Annotated in this window: 16 protein-coding genes; 7 read left to right on the top strand and 9 right to left on the bottom strand. The window is 64.1% G+C overall.

Going from position 1 to position 15,249, the window contains the following annotated elements:
* Window positions 1–36 precede the first annotated feature (36 nt).
* The 5 genes from O0881_RS07765 to O0881_RS07745 form a co-directional block, all read right to left on the bottom strand.
* A complete protein-coding gene (locus tag O0881_RS07765) occupies window positions 37–1,017 on the bottom strand; it encodes an FHA domain-containing protein (protein ID WP_289910793.1) in 981 nt (326 codons plus the stop codon).
* A complete protein-coding gene (locus tag O0881_RS07760; RefSeq protein ID WP_289910792.1) occupies window positions 1,014–2,414 on the bottom strand; it encodes a serine protease in 1,401 nt (466 codons plus the stop codon). Before O0881_RS07760 ends, O0881_RS07765 begins: the two co-directional genes overlap by 4 nt.
* 69 nt (window positions 2,415–2,483) lie before the next feature.
* The gene (ribA, locus tag O0881_RS07755; protein ID WP_077407024.1) at window positions 2,484–3,137 is read right to left on the bottom strand and encodes a GTP cyclohydrolase II; all 654 of its coding nucleotides are present in this window, start codon (window positions 3,135–3,137) and stop codon (window positions 2,484–2,486) included.
* Between the two features lie 160 nt (window positions 3,138–3,297).
* Window positions 3,298–3,699, bottom strand: coding sequence for a DoxX family protein (locus O0881_RS07750; protein ID WP_289910791.1), 402 nt, complete (start codon window positions 3,697–3,699; stop codon window positions 3,298–3,300).
* Between the two features lie 175 nt (window positions 3,700–3,874).
* Entirely contained in the window at window positions 3,875–4,576 is a 702-nt protein-coding gene (locus O0881_RS07745; RefSeq protein ID WP_289910790.1) for a pirin family protein, read from the bottom strand.
* A 166-nt stretch (window positions 4,577–4,742) separates the two neighbouring features.
* Here O0881_RS07745 and O0881_RS07740 point away from each other — a divergent pair, with 166 nt between their 5' ends.
* Together O0881_RS07740 and O0881_RS07735 are read left to right on the top strand one after the other, a co-directional pair.
* Window positions 4,743–5,669: a LysR family transcriptional regulator gene (locus O0881_RS07740; protein WP_251351450.1), complete on the top strand. Its 927-nt coding sequence runs from the start codon at window positions 4,743–4,745 to the stop codon at window positions 5,667–5,669.
* Window positions 5,670–5,822: 153 nt separating this feature from the next.
* A complete protein-coding gene (locus O0881_RS07735; protein ID WP_251351451.1) occupies window positions 5,823–7,982 on the top strand; it encodes an EAL domain-containing protein in 2,160 nt (719 codons plus the stop codon).
* Here O0881_RS07735 and O0881_RS07730 read toward each other — a convergent pair.
* Window positions 7,979–8,893: a LysR family transcriptional regulator gene (locus tag O0881_RS07730; protein WP_289910789.1), complete on the bottom strand. Its 915-nt coding sequence runs from the start codon at window positions 8,891–8,893 to the stop codon at window positions 7,979–7,981. The two genes, O0881_RS07735 and O0881_RS07730, sit on opposite strands and share 4 nt — an antisense overlap.
* A 98-nt stretch (window positions 8,894–8,991) precedes the next feature.
* Between O0881_RS07730 and O0881_RS07725 the strand changes: the two genes are divergently transcribed.
* Entirely contained in the window at window positions 8,992–10,215 is a 1,224-nt protein-coding gene (locus tag O0881_RS07725; protein WP_289910788.1) for an MFS transporter, read from the top strand.
* A 3-nt stretch (window positions 10,216–10,218) separates the two neighbouring features.
* Here the strand turns inward: O0881_RS07725 and O0881_RS07720 are convergent, their stop codons facing one another.
* Window positions 10,219–11,109, bottom strand: a complete 891-nt coding sequence (locus tag O0881_RS07720; protein WP_289910787.1) for a DMT family transporter — start codon at window positions 11,107–11,109, stop codon at window positions 10,219–10,221.
* A 77-nt stretch (window positions 11,110–11,186) separates the two neighbouring features.
* On the opposite strand from O0881_RS07720, the gene O0881_RS07715 reads away from it, so the two are divergent.
* Both O0881_RS07715 and O0881_RS07710 read left to right on the top strand, forming a co-directional pair.
* Window positions 11,187–11,675, top strand: a complete 489-nt coding sequence (locus tag O0881_RS07715; protein WP_077406995.1) for an Lrp/AsnC family transcriptional regulator — start codon at window positions 11,187–11,189, stop codon at window positions 11,673–11,675.
* Between the two features lie 16 nt (window positions 11,676–11,691).
* Window positions 11,692–12,513: an APH(3')-I family aminoglycoside O-phosphotransferase gene (locus tag O0881_RS07710; RefSeq protein WP_289910786.1), complete on the top strand. Its 822-nt coding sequence runs from the start codon at window positions 11,692–11,694 to the stop codon at window positions 12,511–12,513.
* 13 nt (window positions 12,514–12,526) lie between these two features.
* Here O0881_RS07710 and O0881_RS07705 read toward each other — a convergent pair whose 3' ends face one another.
* Window positions 12,527–13,069, bottom strand: coding sequence for a hypothetical protein (locus O0881_RS07705; RefSeq protein WP_289910785.1), 543 nt, complete (start codon window positions 13,067–13,069; stop codon window positions 12,527–12,529).
* Between the two features lie 117 nt (window positions 13,070–13,186).
* Between O0881_RS07705 and O0881_RS07700 the strand changes: the two genes are divergently transcribed.
* Window positions 13,187–13,570, top strand: a complete 384-nt coding sequence (locus O0881_RS07700) for a glutaredoxin (RefSeq protein WP_251351461.1) — start codon at window positions 13,187–13,189, stop codon at window positions 13,568–13,570.
* Between the two features lie 8 nt (window positions 13,571–13,578).
* On the opposite strand, the gene O0881_RS07695 is transcribed toward O0881_RS07700, so the two are convergent.
* Complete coding sequence (locus tag O0881_RS07695) at window positions 13,579–13,815, bottom strand: DUF3820 family protein (RefSeq protein ID WP_034749909.1); 237 nt, start codon at window positions 13,813–13,815, stop codon at window positions 13,579–13,581.
* Window positions 13,816–13,959: 144 nt separating this feature from the next.
* Between O0881_RS07695 and O0881_RS07690 the strand changes: the two genes are divergently transcribed.
* Window positions 13,960–15,171: an MFS transporter gene (locus O0881_RS07690; RefSeq protein ID WP_099667185.1), complete on the top strand. Its 1,212-nt coding sequence runs from the start codon at window positions 13,960–13,962 to the stop codon at window positions 15,169–15,171.
* Window positions 15,172–15,249 lie beyond the last annotated feature (78 nt).

The following is a 15,249-nucleotide window of genomic DNA, read 5'->3' as shown; positions in this document are numbered from 1 at the left end:
CGTCAGGATGCGGCGGGCTTTTTGCTTGATAGCGTCTTAGTTGCCGCTGTCTTCGTCTTCGTCGGCGCCCTTGGCCGCCTGGCCGCGCTCGGCGTCGACGGCGCGCTGCAGGCTGGCCGCGTCGCGGAAGAAGGCGTCCGTCGTGTGATCCGGGCTCAGGCGCAAGGCTGGCGGGTAGATCACGGCCATGTAGGCCTCGTCGGCCAGGCGGCCGCTGGCCTGCAGGTTGCTCAGCAGGATCAGGGTCGAGCCCACGATGGCCAGCACGACGGCGACGAGGCCGAAGCGGCGCGGATGCTGCGGCTTGATCGTGCACAAATGGTAATAGATCATCGCGCATACAATGACGATGAACATATGCCGTCCGTAGCGCGTCAGCACTTCCAGCGACAGCGTATACGCCGTCACATTGCTGCCCAGTTCCCATACTTCCATGGCCAGCAAGCCGCAGCCGATGATGAACAGGTGGCGGCCGAAACGCGCCCCATGGCCAAACAGGCGGTTTGCCACGGCCCAGATCGACGCCCACACGAGGCCGCCGGCCAGCGCGTAGGCGATGATCATCAGGTAGGAAATCGGCTCGAAGGCGTCCGCGTCGCTCAGCCAGTTGCTGAAGGCGGCCGAGGCGCCGATCATGGCCAGGCCGGCGATGGCGGGGCGCAAGCCTTCCCAGTCGTGCCGGGTCGTGTCGCCCAGTTCGGGCGCCACCGGGTGGTCGCTGGCGCGCACGCGCAGGCGCGTGTGGCCCAGGCGCACGATGCTGTTGCCCGTCAGGGCCACCTGCATTTGCCGCTGGCCCCGGTGGATCACGCCATTCTGGCTGCCCAGGTCGCGCAGCAGCAGGCCGCCTGCGCCGTCGTCTTCGACGATGGCGTGCGCGGCGGCCGTATGCGCGTCGTCGAGGATGAAGTCGTTGTCGTAGCCGCGCCCGATGCGGATCGGTAAGGTGGCTATGCGCTGGCGTTGCCGCACCTCGCCATTGTCGGCGAGGATTTCGATGAAGTATGGTGCTTTCATGGCTTGCGGCGGCTTTCCCGCGACAGCGCTTCGAGGAAGGTGCGCGTGACGCGCATGCCGTTGGCGTAGGACACGCCGCGCGCGTCGATGCGGCTTTGCAGGCTCATGAGTGGCTCATCGGTGCTGGCGGCCAGCAGGGCAAAGTCGTACAGGCCGGTAAACTTGCGGTAGGCGCGCACGCACAGGACGGCGCGCAAGGGCAGGGTTTTGTTCTTGACGAATTGTTCGGTGCATTGCGGGCCCGTCAGGCTGGCGCTCTTGTAGCTGCCGAAACTTTCATTCTTGAACGAAGCGCTGGCCAGTTCGGAAAAGCGCAGGGCGCCCAGACCGCTGCTGCGCAGGAATTCGTGGCGCATCGACACTTGCCCCGTCTGCAGGGCGCCGGAGATGAAGATGGCCGATTCCATGGCGCAGCTGGTGTTGTCGAGCATGTAGGGCTTGTCGGACTTGACGTTGGAGCGGCCCCAGCAGCGCATCTGGTCGGACTCGCGCACGGGCACGCGGTACGGGCCCATGGCTTTCAGGCTCAATGGCGTGTCGAGCAGGCGCGCCAGCATCACTTCCTGGTGCGCCAGCAGTTGCGCCGTCACCAGCGGCTTGAAGTCCTTCGGCGGCTTGCCTTGCTGCGCCACCTTGGCCAGCAATTGCTGGGCATAGCGGGCAGGCACGAGAAAACTGACGAGTTCGCCATCGAGGCGTTTCGACACATTCACGCCGGCCACGTCGCCATTCGCCGTGACGCTGGGGCCGCCGCTCATGCCGGAATTGATCGGTCCCGTAAACATCAGCTGGTCGTAGAAGCTGCGCGTGACGACGCCATTATATGAACCTTCCGAAATGGCGAAGCCCAGGTCCAGCGGATTGCCCATCGAATACAGGTACTGGCCCTGCGTCAGCGGCGCCAGCGGCTCCGGCATCTTGAAGAAACCCGTGCCATGGCGGTTCACGCGCAGCACGGCCAGGTCGTGCAGCACGTCGACGGCCAGCAATTCCACGTTGCCGCGCTGGCCGCTGGTGTCGACCCATTCGCCCACGTAGGTATCGGGGTCGAGCGCGAATTGCGACACGACGTGATAGTTGCTCACCACCAGGTCGCCCGTGCCGATCAAAAAGCCGGAACCCACGGACGATTGCGTGCGGCCGTTTTTCAGCAGCACGCGCACTTGCAGGATGTCGGCGCGCGCCGCCGTGTACAGCTTTTGCGCGGCCGACGAGGGCGGCGGCAGGGCCGCATGTTCCGTGGCGGCGGGCGCGGCGGTGGCCGGCGGCGGCTTGATGGGGGGAGTCGATGCGGTGGTGGCTGCGGCAGGCGCGGCAGGGACAGGCGCCGCGGCCGCGTGTGCGCCTGCGGCAGCGCACAGGCTGGCCAGCAAGCAGGCGTAGTTAGATAATTTCATGCATCCTTTGTGCGTGAGCAGGAGCGCGGCCGGCGCGGCGCGGTATCGCGCACGCGCCGGCCCGGGGGACTACAGGGCGCCGTCTTCCAGCGCCGGCGCCGTTTGCGGCGTCATCATGTGACCGAGCTTGCTTTGCTTGGTATTCAGGTAGTGCTGGTTGAAGGCGTTGCGGTTGACCAGCAGCGGCACCCGTTCGGCCACCGTGATGCCCAGCGCTTCCATGGCGGCGATCTTGCGCGGGTTGTTCGTCATCAAGCGCAGGCTGTGGATGCCGAATTGCGCAAACATGGGCTTGCACAGGGTGTAGTTGCGCGCGTCGGCCTTGAAGCCCAGCTGTTCATTCGCCTGCACCGTGTCGGCGCCCGCTTCCTGCAGGCGGTAGGCGCGGATCTTGTTGATCAAGCCGATGCCGCGTCCTTCCTGGCGCAGGTACAGCAAGATGCCGCGGCCTTCTTCAGCGATGCGTTTCAAGGCGCCCTCGAGCTGGGCGCCGCAGTCGCAGCGCTGCGAAAACAGCACGTCGCCCGTCAGGCACTCGGAATGCACGCGCGCCAGCACCGGTTCGCCGTTGCCGATATCGCCCAGCACCATGGCCAGGTGTTCTTTACCAGTGGCGTGCTCGACAAAGGCGTGCAGGGTGAACTGTGCCCACGGCGTCGGCAGTGCGCAGGAAGTCGTGTAATCCAATTCGCCTGTCGCCAGGAGGTCTGCGCCGCTTTGCATGGTTGTGCTCATATAGGTAATTGTCAAAAATAAAAGGCGCGCGACACCACTCCGGTGCCGGCGCGCCCTGTCATCATACCAAAAAGCAGGGGAAGCCATTTCCCCTGGCTGAGATTTGAAAGCTGGAATGCCTGGAGATATTGCTCTAATTGCGGCCGGATCAGCCTTTTACAAGACGGCTGGCCTTGCCGAAGCCCCGCTCCACCAGCAACAGCATGCCGCCGAAGATGGACAGGTTCTTCAGGAAGTTCGTCAACTGGTCCTGGAAGTGGGCCGCGTCCGCGCTCCAGAAGGCGTGGAAGATCACGGTGGTGGGAATCAGGAACAGCGCCAGGGCCAGCGCCGCCCAGCGCGCTTGCCAGCCCGTGATCAGCAGCAAGCCGCCGCCCACTTCCAGGGCGATCACCCCGACCAGCAAGACATTGGCGATTGGCAAGCCCTGGCTGGCCATGTAGCCGGCCACCCCCGTGAAGGCGCCGATTTTCAGCAAGCCCGAGACAAAGAACAGCACGCCAAGGGCGGCACGGCCGAGGGGCAGCAGCAGATCAGTGTTATTTTTCATAGTAATCCAATTGTTTTTATCAAGATTTGAGGTTGACTTGCGGTGCCTGGCAAAACCGTAGCGAGCGGCAGTGATTTGTGGCTAAGAAGCGCAACCGTACTTTGTACGGGGGCGCCGAGCCGGTGAGCATCGCAGGCCGCAAAGCGCGACGCGCAGTAGGTTTGGCCAGGTGCCATCATTTAGGTAGGTCGAAGAGGAGGAATTCCGCGTCCTCGGGTTGCGTGATGATCACAGCCGCTTCCTGCGTCAGTTTCAGCGCATCGCCCGCTTTCAAGGGCGTGCCGTTGACCACCAGGCTGCCGCGGATCAGGTGCACATAGGCGAGGCGGCCTTCTTCCAGCGCGTGTTCGGCCTGTTCGCCTTCCTGCAGGATGCTGGCGTAGATGGCCGCATCCTGGTGGATCAGCACGGAACCCTGGCGGCCGTCCGAGGACGCGATCAGGCGCAGCTTGCCCCGTTTGCTGTCCGGCGCGAAGTGTTTCTCTTCATAGCTGGGCGGAATGCCCGTCACGTTTGGCTGGATCCAGATCTGCAGGAAGTGCAAGCCATCCGTTGCCGAGTGATTGAACTCGCTGTGGCGCACGCCGCTGCCGGCGCTCATGCGCTGTACATCGCCGTAGTGCAGGACGGAACCGGTGCCCATGCTGTCCTTGTGTTCCAGTGCGCCGTCGAGCACATACGAAATGATTTCCATGTCGCGGTGGCCGTGCGTGCCGAAACCCTGGCCGGGCGTGACGCGGTCTTCATTGATCACCAGCAGGGGGCCAAAGCCCATGTGCAGCGGATCGTGATAGCTGCCGAAGGAAAAGCTGTGGTGGGAATTGAGCCAGCCGTGGTTGGCGGCGCCGCGTTCTTCGCTGTGACGAATCTGTAACATGGTGGACTCCGTTTCTATAAGTTAATGTGCGATAATTTCGAAGGACCGTTGCCTGGCGCTACGCCGCGGCTCTTTTCTGCCCTTCGCTGTACGATGGAGAAAGTATAGGCCCCTGTGTCGGGAAAGAAAAACGGAAAATCTTGCGACCTATGATCGAAAAAATCGAATGTTAAGACTGAGCCTGGAAGCCCTGCAAATCGTCGACGCCATCGACCGCCGTGGATCGTTCTCGTCGGCCGGCAAGGAGTTGCACAAAGTCCCGTCCACCATTTCCTATACGGTGGCCAAGCTGGAAGACGACCTCGGTGTGCAAGTGTTCCAGCGCAACGGTCCGAAAGTCATGCTGACGGCGGCCGGCCAGGAATTGCTGAAAGAGGGCCGCTACCTGTTGAAGGCGGCGCAAGACCTCGAACACCGCGTGCGCCGGGTGGCGTCCGGCTGGGAAACGGAATTGTCCATCGGCATCGATTCCATGTTTTCCGCCGTGGCCCTGGCCGACGACGTGCGCGCCTTCTATGACGTGGCGCAGCAGACGCGCTTGCGCCTGTCGCAAGACACCTTGTCGGGCACGTGGGAAGCGCTGCTGGACCGGCGGGCCGACTTGCTGGTGGGCGCGCCCGGCGACGGGCCGGCGGGCGGCGGCTATATTGCGCAGCCGATCGGCATGCTCGACTTCGTGTTTGCCGTGGCGCCCACGCATCCGCTGGCGCAGGTGCAGGAGCCCTTGTCGCGCGGCCACCTGCAGCAGCACCGGGCCGTGGTGGTGGCCGATTCGGCGCGCCAGATGGCGCCGCGCACGGTGGGCCTGCTGCTGGGGCAGGATGCCTTGAGCGTGCCGAACATGCAGGTCAAGTTCGACTACCAGGTGCTGGGGCTGGGCTTTGGTTTCCTGCCGGGACCGTGTGCCCGCGCCGCCATCGCGCGTGGCTTGCTGGTGGAAAAGGCCGTGGAAGAGCCGAAACCGTCGGAAACGTTTTACCTGGCCTGGAGAGTGGGCGAGGATGGCGCGGCGCTGCGCTGGTGGATGGCGCGCATGCGCGAACCGGATGTGTTTGCCCGCCTGGCGCAGCATCTGCCGGGCCATTCGGCGTAGGTCTTAAAATGTTGACATACGCCAACATTTTTAAGTTACCATATTCACAGTATTTCCGCCCGACCTCCACGCCCCACAGTGGGATTTTGATGATTACACACACCGCAGCGCCCCTGATCTGTTCCCCTGACCTGGCCCTAGAGTGGGGTTGCCATGCTTGAGGCGAAGGTTGCGCTGTGCCTGCGCCTGGCCCAGGATGCCCGTGAGCAGGCGGGGCCGCAGCAGGCCGCCACCCTGGCGCGGCTGGAGGAGGAACTGGAGCGGCTGCGCGGCGCCAGCCGGCCCGTGGTGCGCGTGGCGCCTCCCGACGCCTTGCTGGAAATCGATCCCGACGGCTTCCTGATCGGCTGGAACCATGGCGCCGAACAGATGTTCGGCTATTCCGAGCTGGAAGCCCTGGGCCAGCACATCCTGTTCCTGTATCCGGAAGACGACGCGGAAGCGAGCGTGCTGGAATTGCATTTCACGCAGGGCGACGTGGCCACCGATGTGCGCCGGCGCAAGAAGTCGGGCATGGTGACGTGGCTGCGCATGCACCGCCACGTGATCCACGACCAGGCGGGCAAGGCGTGCGGCATGGCCGTGCGCCTGTCGGCCATGAGCGAGCCGCTGTCCGACGTGGACAAGGTAAGGTTGCACGCACGCATCATCGAGGACAGCGAGCAAGCCGTGCTGATCACGGATGCGGAAGAGCGTATCGTCTCCATCAACAGTTCCTTCAGCCGCATCACCGGCTATTCGCCGGCCGAAGCCATCGGCCGCACGCCGGACTTGCTGCGCTCGGGCGTGCACGATCCCGATTTCCGCGCCAAGGTGCGCGCCGCCATGCGCGGGCACGGTTCCTGGCGCGGCGAAATCATCGGCAAGCGCAAGAATGGCGAACTGTTCCCGCAAGACGTCACCATCAGCGTCGTGCGCGACGAATTCGGCGAAATCAGCCACGTGTTTTCCCTGTTTTCCGATATCTCCGTGCACAAGGATGCCGAGGCGCGCATGCAGCGCATGGCCAACTACGACAGCCTGACGGGCTTGCCCAACCGCTGCCTGCTGAACCAGCTGGTCGACCAGGGCCTGGCCGAAGCGAAGCGCCAGGGCACGCATGGCGCGCTGATGGTCATCGACATCAGCCGCATCGGTTCCATCAGCGACACGCTGGGCCATGAAGTGGGCGACCAGCTGGTGATCGCCATCGGCCAGTTGTTCCGCGGCGCCTTGCGCGACGCCGACATCCTGGCGCGCGTCGACAACAGCAAGTTCGTCGTGGCCCTGCTGCATATCGAAAAGCGCGAACACGCGGCGAACGTGGCGCAAAAGCTGCTCAATTTGCTGGAAGCGCCGATCAATATCGATGCGCACGCCCTGCACGTGGGCGCCAGCATCGGCATCACCGTGTATCCGGAAGACGGCCTGGAAGCGCCGGCCCTGTTCCGCTTTGCCGACGTGGCCGTGGCCAAGGCGGGGCAGACGATCGAATCGACCTTCCTGTTTTACCGCGAAGACATGAATCGCCGGGCCAAGGAACATTTGCGCCTGGAAAGCGAAATGCGCCTGGCGCTGGGCGACAAGGAACTGGAACTGCATTACCAGCCGAAAGTGAGCCTGGCCAGCGGACGCATCGTGGGCGCGGAAGCCTTGCTGCGCTGGAAGCATCCGATGCGCGGCATGGTCTCGCCCGGTCTCTTCATCCCCGTCGCCGAGGAAACCAGTCTGATTCTGGAGCTGGGTACCTGGGTGCTGGACGAGGCTTGCCGCCAGATCCGCAGCTGGGAAGACCGCGGCCTGCACATGCCGGCCATCGCCGTCAATCTGTCGGCGCGCCAGTTCGATGAACAGTTGCCGGCGCGCATAGCCGCCGTGCTGGAACGCTACGGCGTGCGGCCCGACCAGATCATGCTGGAAATCACGGAAAGCCTGTTGATGCGCGGCGCCGACAAGGTGATCGACATCATGAACCAGCTGGTGGCCATGGGCCTGGCGCTGGCGCTGGACGACTTCGGCACCGGCTATTCCAGCCTGGCCTACCTGAAGAAATTCCCCATCAGCACCTTGAAAATCGACCGCTCCTTCGTCATCGGCTTGCCGTTCGAGGAAAACGATTGTGCCATCGCCCGCGCCATCGTCACCATGGCGCAGCAGTTGCGCCAGGAAATCGTCGCCGAAGGGGTGGAAACGGCAGAGCAGATGCGCTTCCTGCGCGAACTCGGCTGCGACCAGCTGCAAGGTTATCTGTTCAGTCCGGCCGTGCCGGCGGCCGAATTCGAGCTGATGCTGGGTGAAGGCCGGCAATTGCGGCTGGAAGAACTGGCGCTTTAAGCGCCACCCAGCTGCACTTTTTCCAGCAGATAATCGAGCATCACGCGCACCCTGGCTGGCACTTGCAAGCCCGGTCCCACGAAGACGGCGTGCACGATTTCCTTGTCGCCCGGGTTGTAGTCCTGCAGCACGGGTAGCAAATCGCCTCGCTCGATGTCGCGCAGCACGTGCTGGCGCGAAAAGCGTCCCAGCCCCATGCCGGCCAGCACCAGCTGGCGCATGCTTTCGCCATCGCTGACGCAGGTATTGCCCTGCGGCGCCACCTGTATCGATCCGCCCGCGCCATCGAGGAAGGGCCAGGTTTCGTTCTGGCAGCGGAAGTTGAATGCCAGCAAATTGTGCCGTGATAATTCCTGCGGCGTGCGCGGCAAGCCGTGGCGTGCCGCGTACGCGGGCGACGCCACCACGACCATCGCGTTTTCCCCCAGCTTGCGCGCCACCAGGTTCGATTCCTTCAGCTTGCCCGTGCGGATGGCGATGTCGGTGCGGTCTTCCAGCAGATCGACGATGGCGTCGCTGACGACGACGTCGAGCACGATGTCGGGATAGCGCTGCGCGAACTCGGGCAGGATGGGCAGCAGATGGCGCACGCCGAATGGCACGAAACAGTTGATGCGCAAGCGCCCGCGCGGCGCGGCGCCCTGCGATGCTTCGCGCTCGGCGCTCTCGATATCGTCGAGGATGCGCTTGCACTGGATAAAGAAGGCGTCGCCCTCGGGCGTCGTGTGCAGCTGACGCGTGCTGCGCTGCAGCAGCCGCGCGCCAAGCCGCGCTTCCAGTCGATTGACGAGCTTGCTGACGGCCGACGGCGTCAAGGCCAGGCGGCGCGCGGCGGCGGAAAAGGCGCCCGTTTCCACCACGGCGGCAAACACGGCCATCTCGAACGCGCGGTTGATGTCTTGCCTGGCCATTATTGAATCCATTTCACAAGTGTTTCCATTATTGGAGTCTATATCAAAAGCGTTTGCATTGATACACTGGCTGGCTTGAACTCTGCCGGAGAAATACCATGACCACCGCAAACCCTGTTTCCACTTCAGCCAGCAAGATGCCGCCCGGCGTGCTGGCGCTGGCCGTCGGCGCCTTTGCCATCGGCGTGACCGAATTCATCGTCGTCGGCATCTTGCCGACCATCGCGAAAGATTTGCATATTTCCATCGAATCGGCCGGCTCGCTGGTCAGCCTGTATGCGCTGGCGCTGGCCATCGGCACGCCGCTGCTGGTGCTGCTGATGTCGCGCCTGCCGCGCAAGGCTGCCCTGCTGGGGCTGATGAGCGTGTTCCTGGCCGGTAACCTGCTGGCCGCCTTTTCGCACACGTTCGAACTCTTGCTGCTGGGGCGTGTCATCACGGCCGTGGCGCACGGCACCTTCTTTGCCATCGGCGCCACCGTGGCCGCCAGCCTCGTCACCAAGGCGCAGGCGGGCAGGGCGATTTCCGTGATGTTTGCGGGATTGACCCTGGCCATGGTGATCGGCGTGCCGTTCGGCAGTTTCCTCGGCAACTTGATGGGCTGGCGCCTGCCCTTCTTTGCCGTGGTGCTGCTGGCCGCGCTGGGCCTGGCCGCCATGGCGCGCTGGCTGCCGGCCGGCTTGCAGCAGGGCAAGGGCGGCAAGGCCATGACGCAGCTGGCGGCGCTGGGCAGCGGCCCCATCCTGACGATGATGGCGATTACGACGTTTGGCTTTGGCAGCAGCTTTGCCGCGTTCACGTTCATCACGCCCATCCTGACGGACGTGACGGGCTTTTCCGCCACCATGGCCAGCGCCTTGCTGATCGTGTTTGGCGCCGCCACCTTTGCCGGCAACCTGGCGGGCGGCTACCTGACCAGCCACCTGGGCTGGCAAAAGGCCTTGCGCGCGATGCTGCTATTGCTGGCCGTCACACAAGCGGGCGTGGCGCTGAGCATCAGTTCGCCCTGGATGATGACGGTGATGCTATTCGTCTGGGGCGTGTTCGCCTTCGGCCTGTCGCCCGCCTTGCAGGCAGGCATGCTGGCCACGGCTGAGCGCTACACGCCGCACGCCGTCGATTTCGCCTCTGGCCTGAACATTTCCGCGTTTAACCTCGGCATTTCCTTCGGTTCCATGCTCGGTGCACTGATGGTCTCGCGCCAGCTGATGGCGTCGTCGCCGTGGGCCGGCGTGGCCGCCGCGCTGCTGGCCCTGCTGCCGCTGGCCTGGCTGGCGCGCAAGAACCTGGCGTCGCACGTGGCGGGTGCGGCCGCGCACTGAGGTTCAGGTATGCACGGCAACGGCCGGTGCCGCTTTCTTCATGCGCTGCGCCATGTAGGAGCTGCCCATCGATGCGGCCATGATCATGGCGATGGCCAGCCATTGCGGCGCGTCCAGCCGTTCGTCGAGCAGGATGAATGCGAGCATGGCGGCCACGGCCGGTTCCATGCTGCTCATGATGCCGAACGCCTGCGGCGTCAGCCGTTTCAGGGCCACCATTTCCAGCGAGATCGGGATGGCGCTGGAAATGAGCGCGACCCCCAGGCCCACGCCCAGCACGACGGGAGAGAGCAGGGTGACGCCGCTGTGCATCACGCCGACGGGCACCACCACCAGCGCGGCCATGGCCAGGCCCAGCGACACGGAATGGCCCGCATGCAAATGGCTGGCGCGCTTGCCGAAGACGATGTACGAAGCCCAGCAGACGGCGGCGCCCAGGGCGAACAGCACGCCCGTGGGATCGAGATTGCTGACGTCGTGGCCCAGCGGCAACAGCAGCGCCAGTCCCGCCACGGCCAGGGCCACCCAGACGAAGTCGAGCGGGCGGCGCGAGGCCAGCAGCGCCACGGCCAGCGGGCCGGAAAACTCGATGGCGACGGCGATGCCGAACGGTATCGTGCGCAAGGCCATGTAGAAGCACAGGTTCGTCAAACTCAGCGCCGCGCCGTACAGGGCCACCGTGCGCAAGTCGGCGCGGCTCAGCTGCCAGCGCCACGGGCGCCAGAACAGCAACAGCAGCAGGGCGGAAAAGCCCACGCGCACGGCCGTCGTGCCTTGCGCGCCCACCAGCGGGAACAGGCTGTGCTTGGCCCACGACGTGCCCAGTCCCAGGCAGGTGACGGAACCGAGGATGGCCAGCAGGGGAATCAAGGAGGAATAGCGGCGTAATGGCATGGTGATAAATGGCTTGATATCGAAGTGGTGAAAGTTTATTGTGTCTGCTCCGATATTTGCACTGCATTTTGACCTTTATGACGCAACTTTCGCTCACGCCTGCTGTCGCCCTCGACGCCTTCGACCTGGCCATCCTCGATATCTTGCAGCGCGACAACACGACCTCGCAGCGGGAAATCGCCCAGGCCGTGCACTTGTCCGCGCCGGCCGTGCAGCGGCGCATCCGCCGCCTGCGCGAGAGCGGCGTGATCCGCAACGAGGTGGCCGTGCTCGACGCCAGCCGCCTGGGCCGCCCTCTGATACTGACGGTGGAAGTGCATTTGCACGACGAGCATCCGCTGCGCACGGCCGGCATGCGCGCGCGCATCATGGCCGAACCCGCCATCCAGCAGTGCTACGGCATCACGGGCGAGGCCGATTACCTGCTGGTCATCACGGCCAGCAGCATGGCCGAATACGAGGCGCTGACGGAGCGCCTGTTCGGCGGCGACGACAATATCCGCCGCTACCGCACGTCGGTGGCCTTGACTTGCCTCAAGATGGGCTTGCATGTTCCGCTGACATAGAACAAGGGCCAGGCAGATGAGCATTTCTAACCAGATACAAGCGGCCGTGCTGGCCGCCATGCCCGCCAGCATGCGCGCCGCCGTGGCGGGGTACGACTGGGCGCGCGACAGCGTCGGTGAGTCGGACGCTGCCGTCTACCGCTTGCAGGGCAGGGATGGCGCGCCGGACCTGTTCCTCAAACACGGCACGGGTGCCGCCGCTGCCGAGCTCGCCGACGAACTGGCGCGCCTGCGCTGGCTGGTGCAATACCTGCCCGTGCCGGCCGTGGCGCAATTTGCTCGCGCGGCAAGCCCGGACCAGGCATGGCTGCTGACGGCGGCCATGCCGGGCAACACGGCGTGCCAGGTGCTGGAAGACAATCCTGCGCTGGGTCCCGCCGTGGCCGACGCGCTGGCGGCCTTCCTGCGCCGCCTGCACGCGCTTCCCGTCAGCGACTGCCCGTTCGACGCCGGCCATGCCGTGCGGCTGGTCCAGGCGCGCCGGCGCATCGATGCGGGCTTCGTCGATGCCGGCGATTTCGATGCCGAGCGGGAAGGCTGGACGGCGCAGCAAGTGTGGCTGGCGCTGCAAGATTACCTGCCGCTCATCCCAGACCTCGTCGTCACGCATGGCGATTTTTCGCTGGAAAATATCCTGATGCACGATGGCGCCGTCGTCGGCTGCCTCGACGTGGGCCGGGCGGGCGTTGCCGACCGTTATCAGGACCTGGCCATCGTTTGGCGTGCTCTTGGTGAGTTGGACGCCGCGCTACCGCCAAGGTTTGTTCAGCAATATGGGATCGTTGATATCGATCAAGGCAAGCTGCAATTCCATCTGCTGCTCGACGAGCTGTTTTGAATGCTGGCAGTCATCACGGCTCTTCGCGCTCGGCGTCGCGTTCGCGGCAGCTCAAGGAGGCGTAATGGCCCTTGGGCAGCGTGGCCTGGATGGCCACTTCGCGCAGGTTTTTCCGGATATCGACGGGGTCGGTCAGGGTGCAGCGCTGGGCGCTGGCGAACGCCTGCAGCTTTTGCGTGCTGCCGTTTACCTTTACCGTCACGCCGGCCCCGGGGCTGACGCAGCAGCCTATGTATTGCGTGATGTATTCCTCTTCGATGAGCACCAGTTCGTGTCCCATGAAGCTGGCCGGTTTCTTGAGCAGGTAATAATCCGTGTAGTCGAAGCGCTGGTTGGGGCGCTTGCCAATAAAACCTTCGCGCATGTAGGCGGCGATGGCCTTGCCGGAGGTGCCCACTCGCTGCGTCGTGCCCTTTTTCAGGTGCAGCGCATGGATCAGGCCGCTTTCGAGCCCCCCATCGGCAGCGGCAGCAGATGCTGCAGCGGCGGCGCTGGTGCAAGTGGCGGCGGCGAGCAGAAGAGCGCCGAGCAGGCGGCGGGTGCGGTATTCAGGCATGGGAATGATTTCTTGCATATATTTCACGCGTAGAGGAGAAGAAGCGCAGTGTAGCCCACGCCGGCCTGGGCGCGTGGCACAATGCGTGTTCCGCATGCCACTCACCCCAGGACTTTCATGACCCGCGCCATCCTTGACCAAGCCCAGATCCATCCCGCCGCCCGCCCTTTGATCGGCAGCAAGCACAAGGACATCGTGCGCGAAGTGCAGGCGGCCATCGCCGCGCACCAGGTGGTCGTCGTCGGCATGGCGCTCAATCCGTTTCCGCGCAAGGCGCGCAAGATCCTCGACGTGCTGGGCACGCCCTACCAGTACTTGCAATACGGCAGCTATTTGAACCAGTGGCATCGCCGCAATGCCCTCAAGATGTGGACGGGCTGGCCCACGTTTCCCATGGTCTTTGTCAACGGCGTGCTCATCGGTGGCGCCAGCGAGCTGCACAAGCTCGTGGAAAATGGCGAGTTCAGCGCCATGCTGGCAAAGAAAGTGCGCGAGTTTTAAGCGCTGTCTTACTCGCCCGGCCGCCACGGCGACTTGCGCGTGCGCAAGGGGTCGAGCAAGCTGCGCAGATCGTTGTGGTCCAGCTCGTACATCAGCGCAATTAAACTGCCCAGTTCGCCCGAGGGAAAGCCCTCGCGCGCGAACCAGCCCAGGTAGTGGCCCGGCAAGTCGGCCAGCAAGCGTCCCTGATATTTCCCATATGGCATTTCGCGCGTGACCAGCAGCGCCAGTTTTTCTGAATTCATGGTGGTGACCCCGTGTGGATGCGGCCAGTGTAGCAGACCGCTCTATTATTGAGCTGTGCGCAACTATCTTCTGCCTGATGAGGTATTTTTCGAAACAAAGAAAACCCCGATACTGCATGCCAACATCATTTATCGGAGTTTGCCATGCCCATTGCCTTGCTCGCGCTGACCCTCAGCGCATTTGCCATCGGAACCACGGAGTTTGTCATCGTGGGGCTGTTGCCCACCATCGCCGCGGACCTGGGCGTCAACCTGCCATCGGCCGGCTTGCTGGTCAGCCTGTATGCGCTGGGCGTGGCCGTCGGCGCGCCCGTGCTGACTGCCCTGACGGGCAAGATTGCGCGCAAGACCTTGTTGCTCTCGCTGATGGTCTTGTTTACCTTGGGTAACTTGCTGGCGTGGAAGTCGCCGGGCTACGAAACCCTCGTCATCGCCCGCATCCTGACGGGGCTGGCGCATGGCGTCTTCTTTTCCATCGGCTCGACCATCGCCACGTCCCTGGTGCCGAAAGACAAGGCGGCCAGCGCGATTGCCATCATGTTTACGGGCTTGACCGTGGCCCTGGTGACGGGCGTGCCGCTGGGGACTTTCATCGGCCAGCATTTCGGCTGGCGCGAAACTTTCCTCGCCGTTTCGGCGCTGGGCTTGATCGCCTTTGTCGGCAGCCTGCTGTACGTGCCATCGACCATCAAGCACAGCAAACCGGCCTCGCTGCTGCAGCAAGTGCAGGTGCTGGGCCAGCCGCGCCTGCTGCTGGTGTACGCGATGACGGCCGTCGGCTATGGCGGCTCCTTCATCGCCTTCACCTACCTGGCGCCGATTCTGCAGCAAGTGTCGGGTTTCAGCGCCGGCGCCGTGGGCGTGGTGATGCTCGTGTATGGCGTCTCCGTGGCGTTCGGCAATATCTGGGGCGGCAAGCTGGCCGACAAGAAAGGCCCTGTCAGCGCACTGAAACTGATCTTCCTGCTGCTGGCGGCCGTCTTGTTGCTGCTCACCTTCACGGCGCCGCATCCCGTGCTCGTCGTCATCACCGTGTTGCTGTGGGGTGCCGTGGCCTTCGGTAACGTGGCTGGCTTGCAAGTGTATGTCGTGCAGCAAGCGGAACATTTCACGCCCCGCGCCGTCGACGTGGCGTCCGGCCTGAATATCGCCGCCTTCAATCTGGGCATCGCCGGCGGCGCCTGGGGTGGCGGCCTGATCGTGGAACACCTGGGCCTCGTGCACACGGGCTGGATCGGCGCCCTCGTCGTGCTGGGCGCATTCGGCTTGACGGCCTTGAGCGGCCGCCTGGACCGGTTGAACCCGATCTCCGTGCGGCCCGCTGGCGCAAAAGCGATGCGGGCGACGGGGCATTGAGAAGCGGGGCGTCCGCTTGGCGTCGCTTCCACGGTGCAGCTTGCCTGTAATCAAGCTGAAATATTTGTCGTTTATGCT

The sequence above is a fragment of the Janthinobacterium sp. SUN100 genome, from assembly GCF_030397705.1.
GTDB lineage: Bacteria > Pseudomonadota > Gammaproteobacteria > Burkholderiales > Burkholderiaceae_D > Janthinobacterium > Janthinobacterium kumbetense.
The sequence above is the reverse complement of the archived record's forward strand: the minus strand, read 5'-3'. Positions and strand labels throughout refer to the sequence as shown.

Excerpts from the sequence above, each read along its gene's own strand:
- O0881_RS07710 (WP_289910786.1), top strand. The coding sequence starts at position 11,692 with ATGAGCATTTCTAACCAGATACAAGCGGCCGTGCTGGCCGCCATGCCC.
- O0881_RS07765 (WP_289910793.1), bottom strand. The coding sequence starts at position 1,017 with ATGAAAGCACCATACTTCATCGAAATCCTCGCCGACAATGGCGAGGTG.
- O0881_RS07730 (WP_289910789.1), bottom strand. The coding sequence starts at position 8,893 with ATGGCCAGGCAAGACATCAACCGCGCGTTCGAGATGGCCGTGTTTGCC.
- O0881_RS07705 (WP_289910785.1), bottom strand. The coding sequence starts at position 13,069 with ATGCCTGAATACCGCACCCGCCGCCTGCTCGGCGCTCTTCTGCTCGCC.
- O0881_RS07700 (WP_251351461.1), top strand. The coding sequence starts at position 13,187 with ATGACCCGCGCCATCCTTGACCAAGCCCAGATCCATCCCGCCGCCCGC.
- O0881_RS07715 (WP_077406995.1), top strand. The coding sequence starts at position 11,187 with ATGACGCAACTTTCGCTCACGCCTGCTGTCGCCCTCGACGCCTTCGAC.
- O0881_RS07725 (WP_289910788.1), top strand. The coding sequence starts at position 8,992 with ATGACCACCGCAAACCCTGTTTCCACTTCAGCCAGCAAGATGCCGCCC.
- O0881_RS07690 (WP_099667185.1), top strand. The coding sequence starts at position 13,960 with ATGCCCATTGCCTTGCTCGCGCTGACCCTCAGCGCATTTGCCATCGGA.
- O0881_RS07745 (WP_289910790.1), bottom strand. The coding sequence starts at position 4,576 with ATGTTACAGATTCGTCACAGCGAAGAACGCGGCGCCGCCAACCACGGC.
- O0881_RS07740 (WP_251351450.1), top strand. The coding sequence starts at position 4,743 with ATGTTAAGACTGAGCCTGGAAGCCCTGCAAATCGTCGACGCCATCGAC.
- O0881_RS07760 (WP_289910792.1), bottom strand. The coding sequence starts at position 2,414 with ATGAAATTATCTAACTACGCCTGCTTGCTGGCCAGCCTGTGCGCTGCC.
- O0881_RS07735 (WP_251351451.1), top strand. The coding sequence starts at position 5,823 with ATGCTTGAGGCGAAGGTTGCGCTGTGCCTGCGCCTGGCCCAGGATGCC.
- O0881_RS07720 (WP_289910787.1), bottom strand. The coding sequence starts at position 11,109 with ATGCCATTACGCCGCTATTCCTCCTTGATTCCCCTGCTGGCCATCCTC.
- ribA (WP_077407024.1), bottom strand. The coding sequence starts at position 3,137 with ATGCAAAGCGGCGCAGACCTCCTGGCGACAGGCGAATTGGATTACACG.
- O0881_RS07695 (WP_034749909.1), bottom strand. The coding sequence starts at position 13,815 with ATGAATTCAGAAAAACTGGCGCTGCTGGTCACGCGCGAAATGCCATAT.
- O0881_RS07750 (WP_289910791.1), bottom strand. The coding sequence starts at position 3,699 with ATGAAAAATAACACTGATCTGCTGCTGCCCCTCGGCCGTGCCGCCCTT.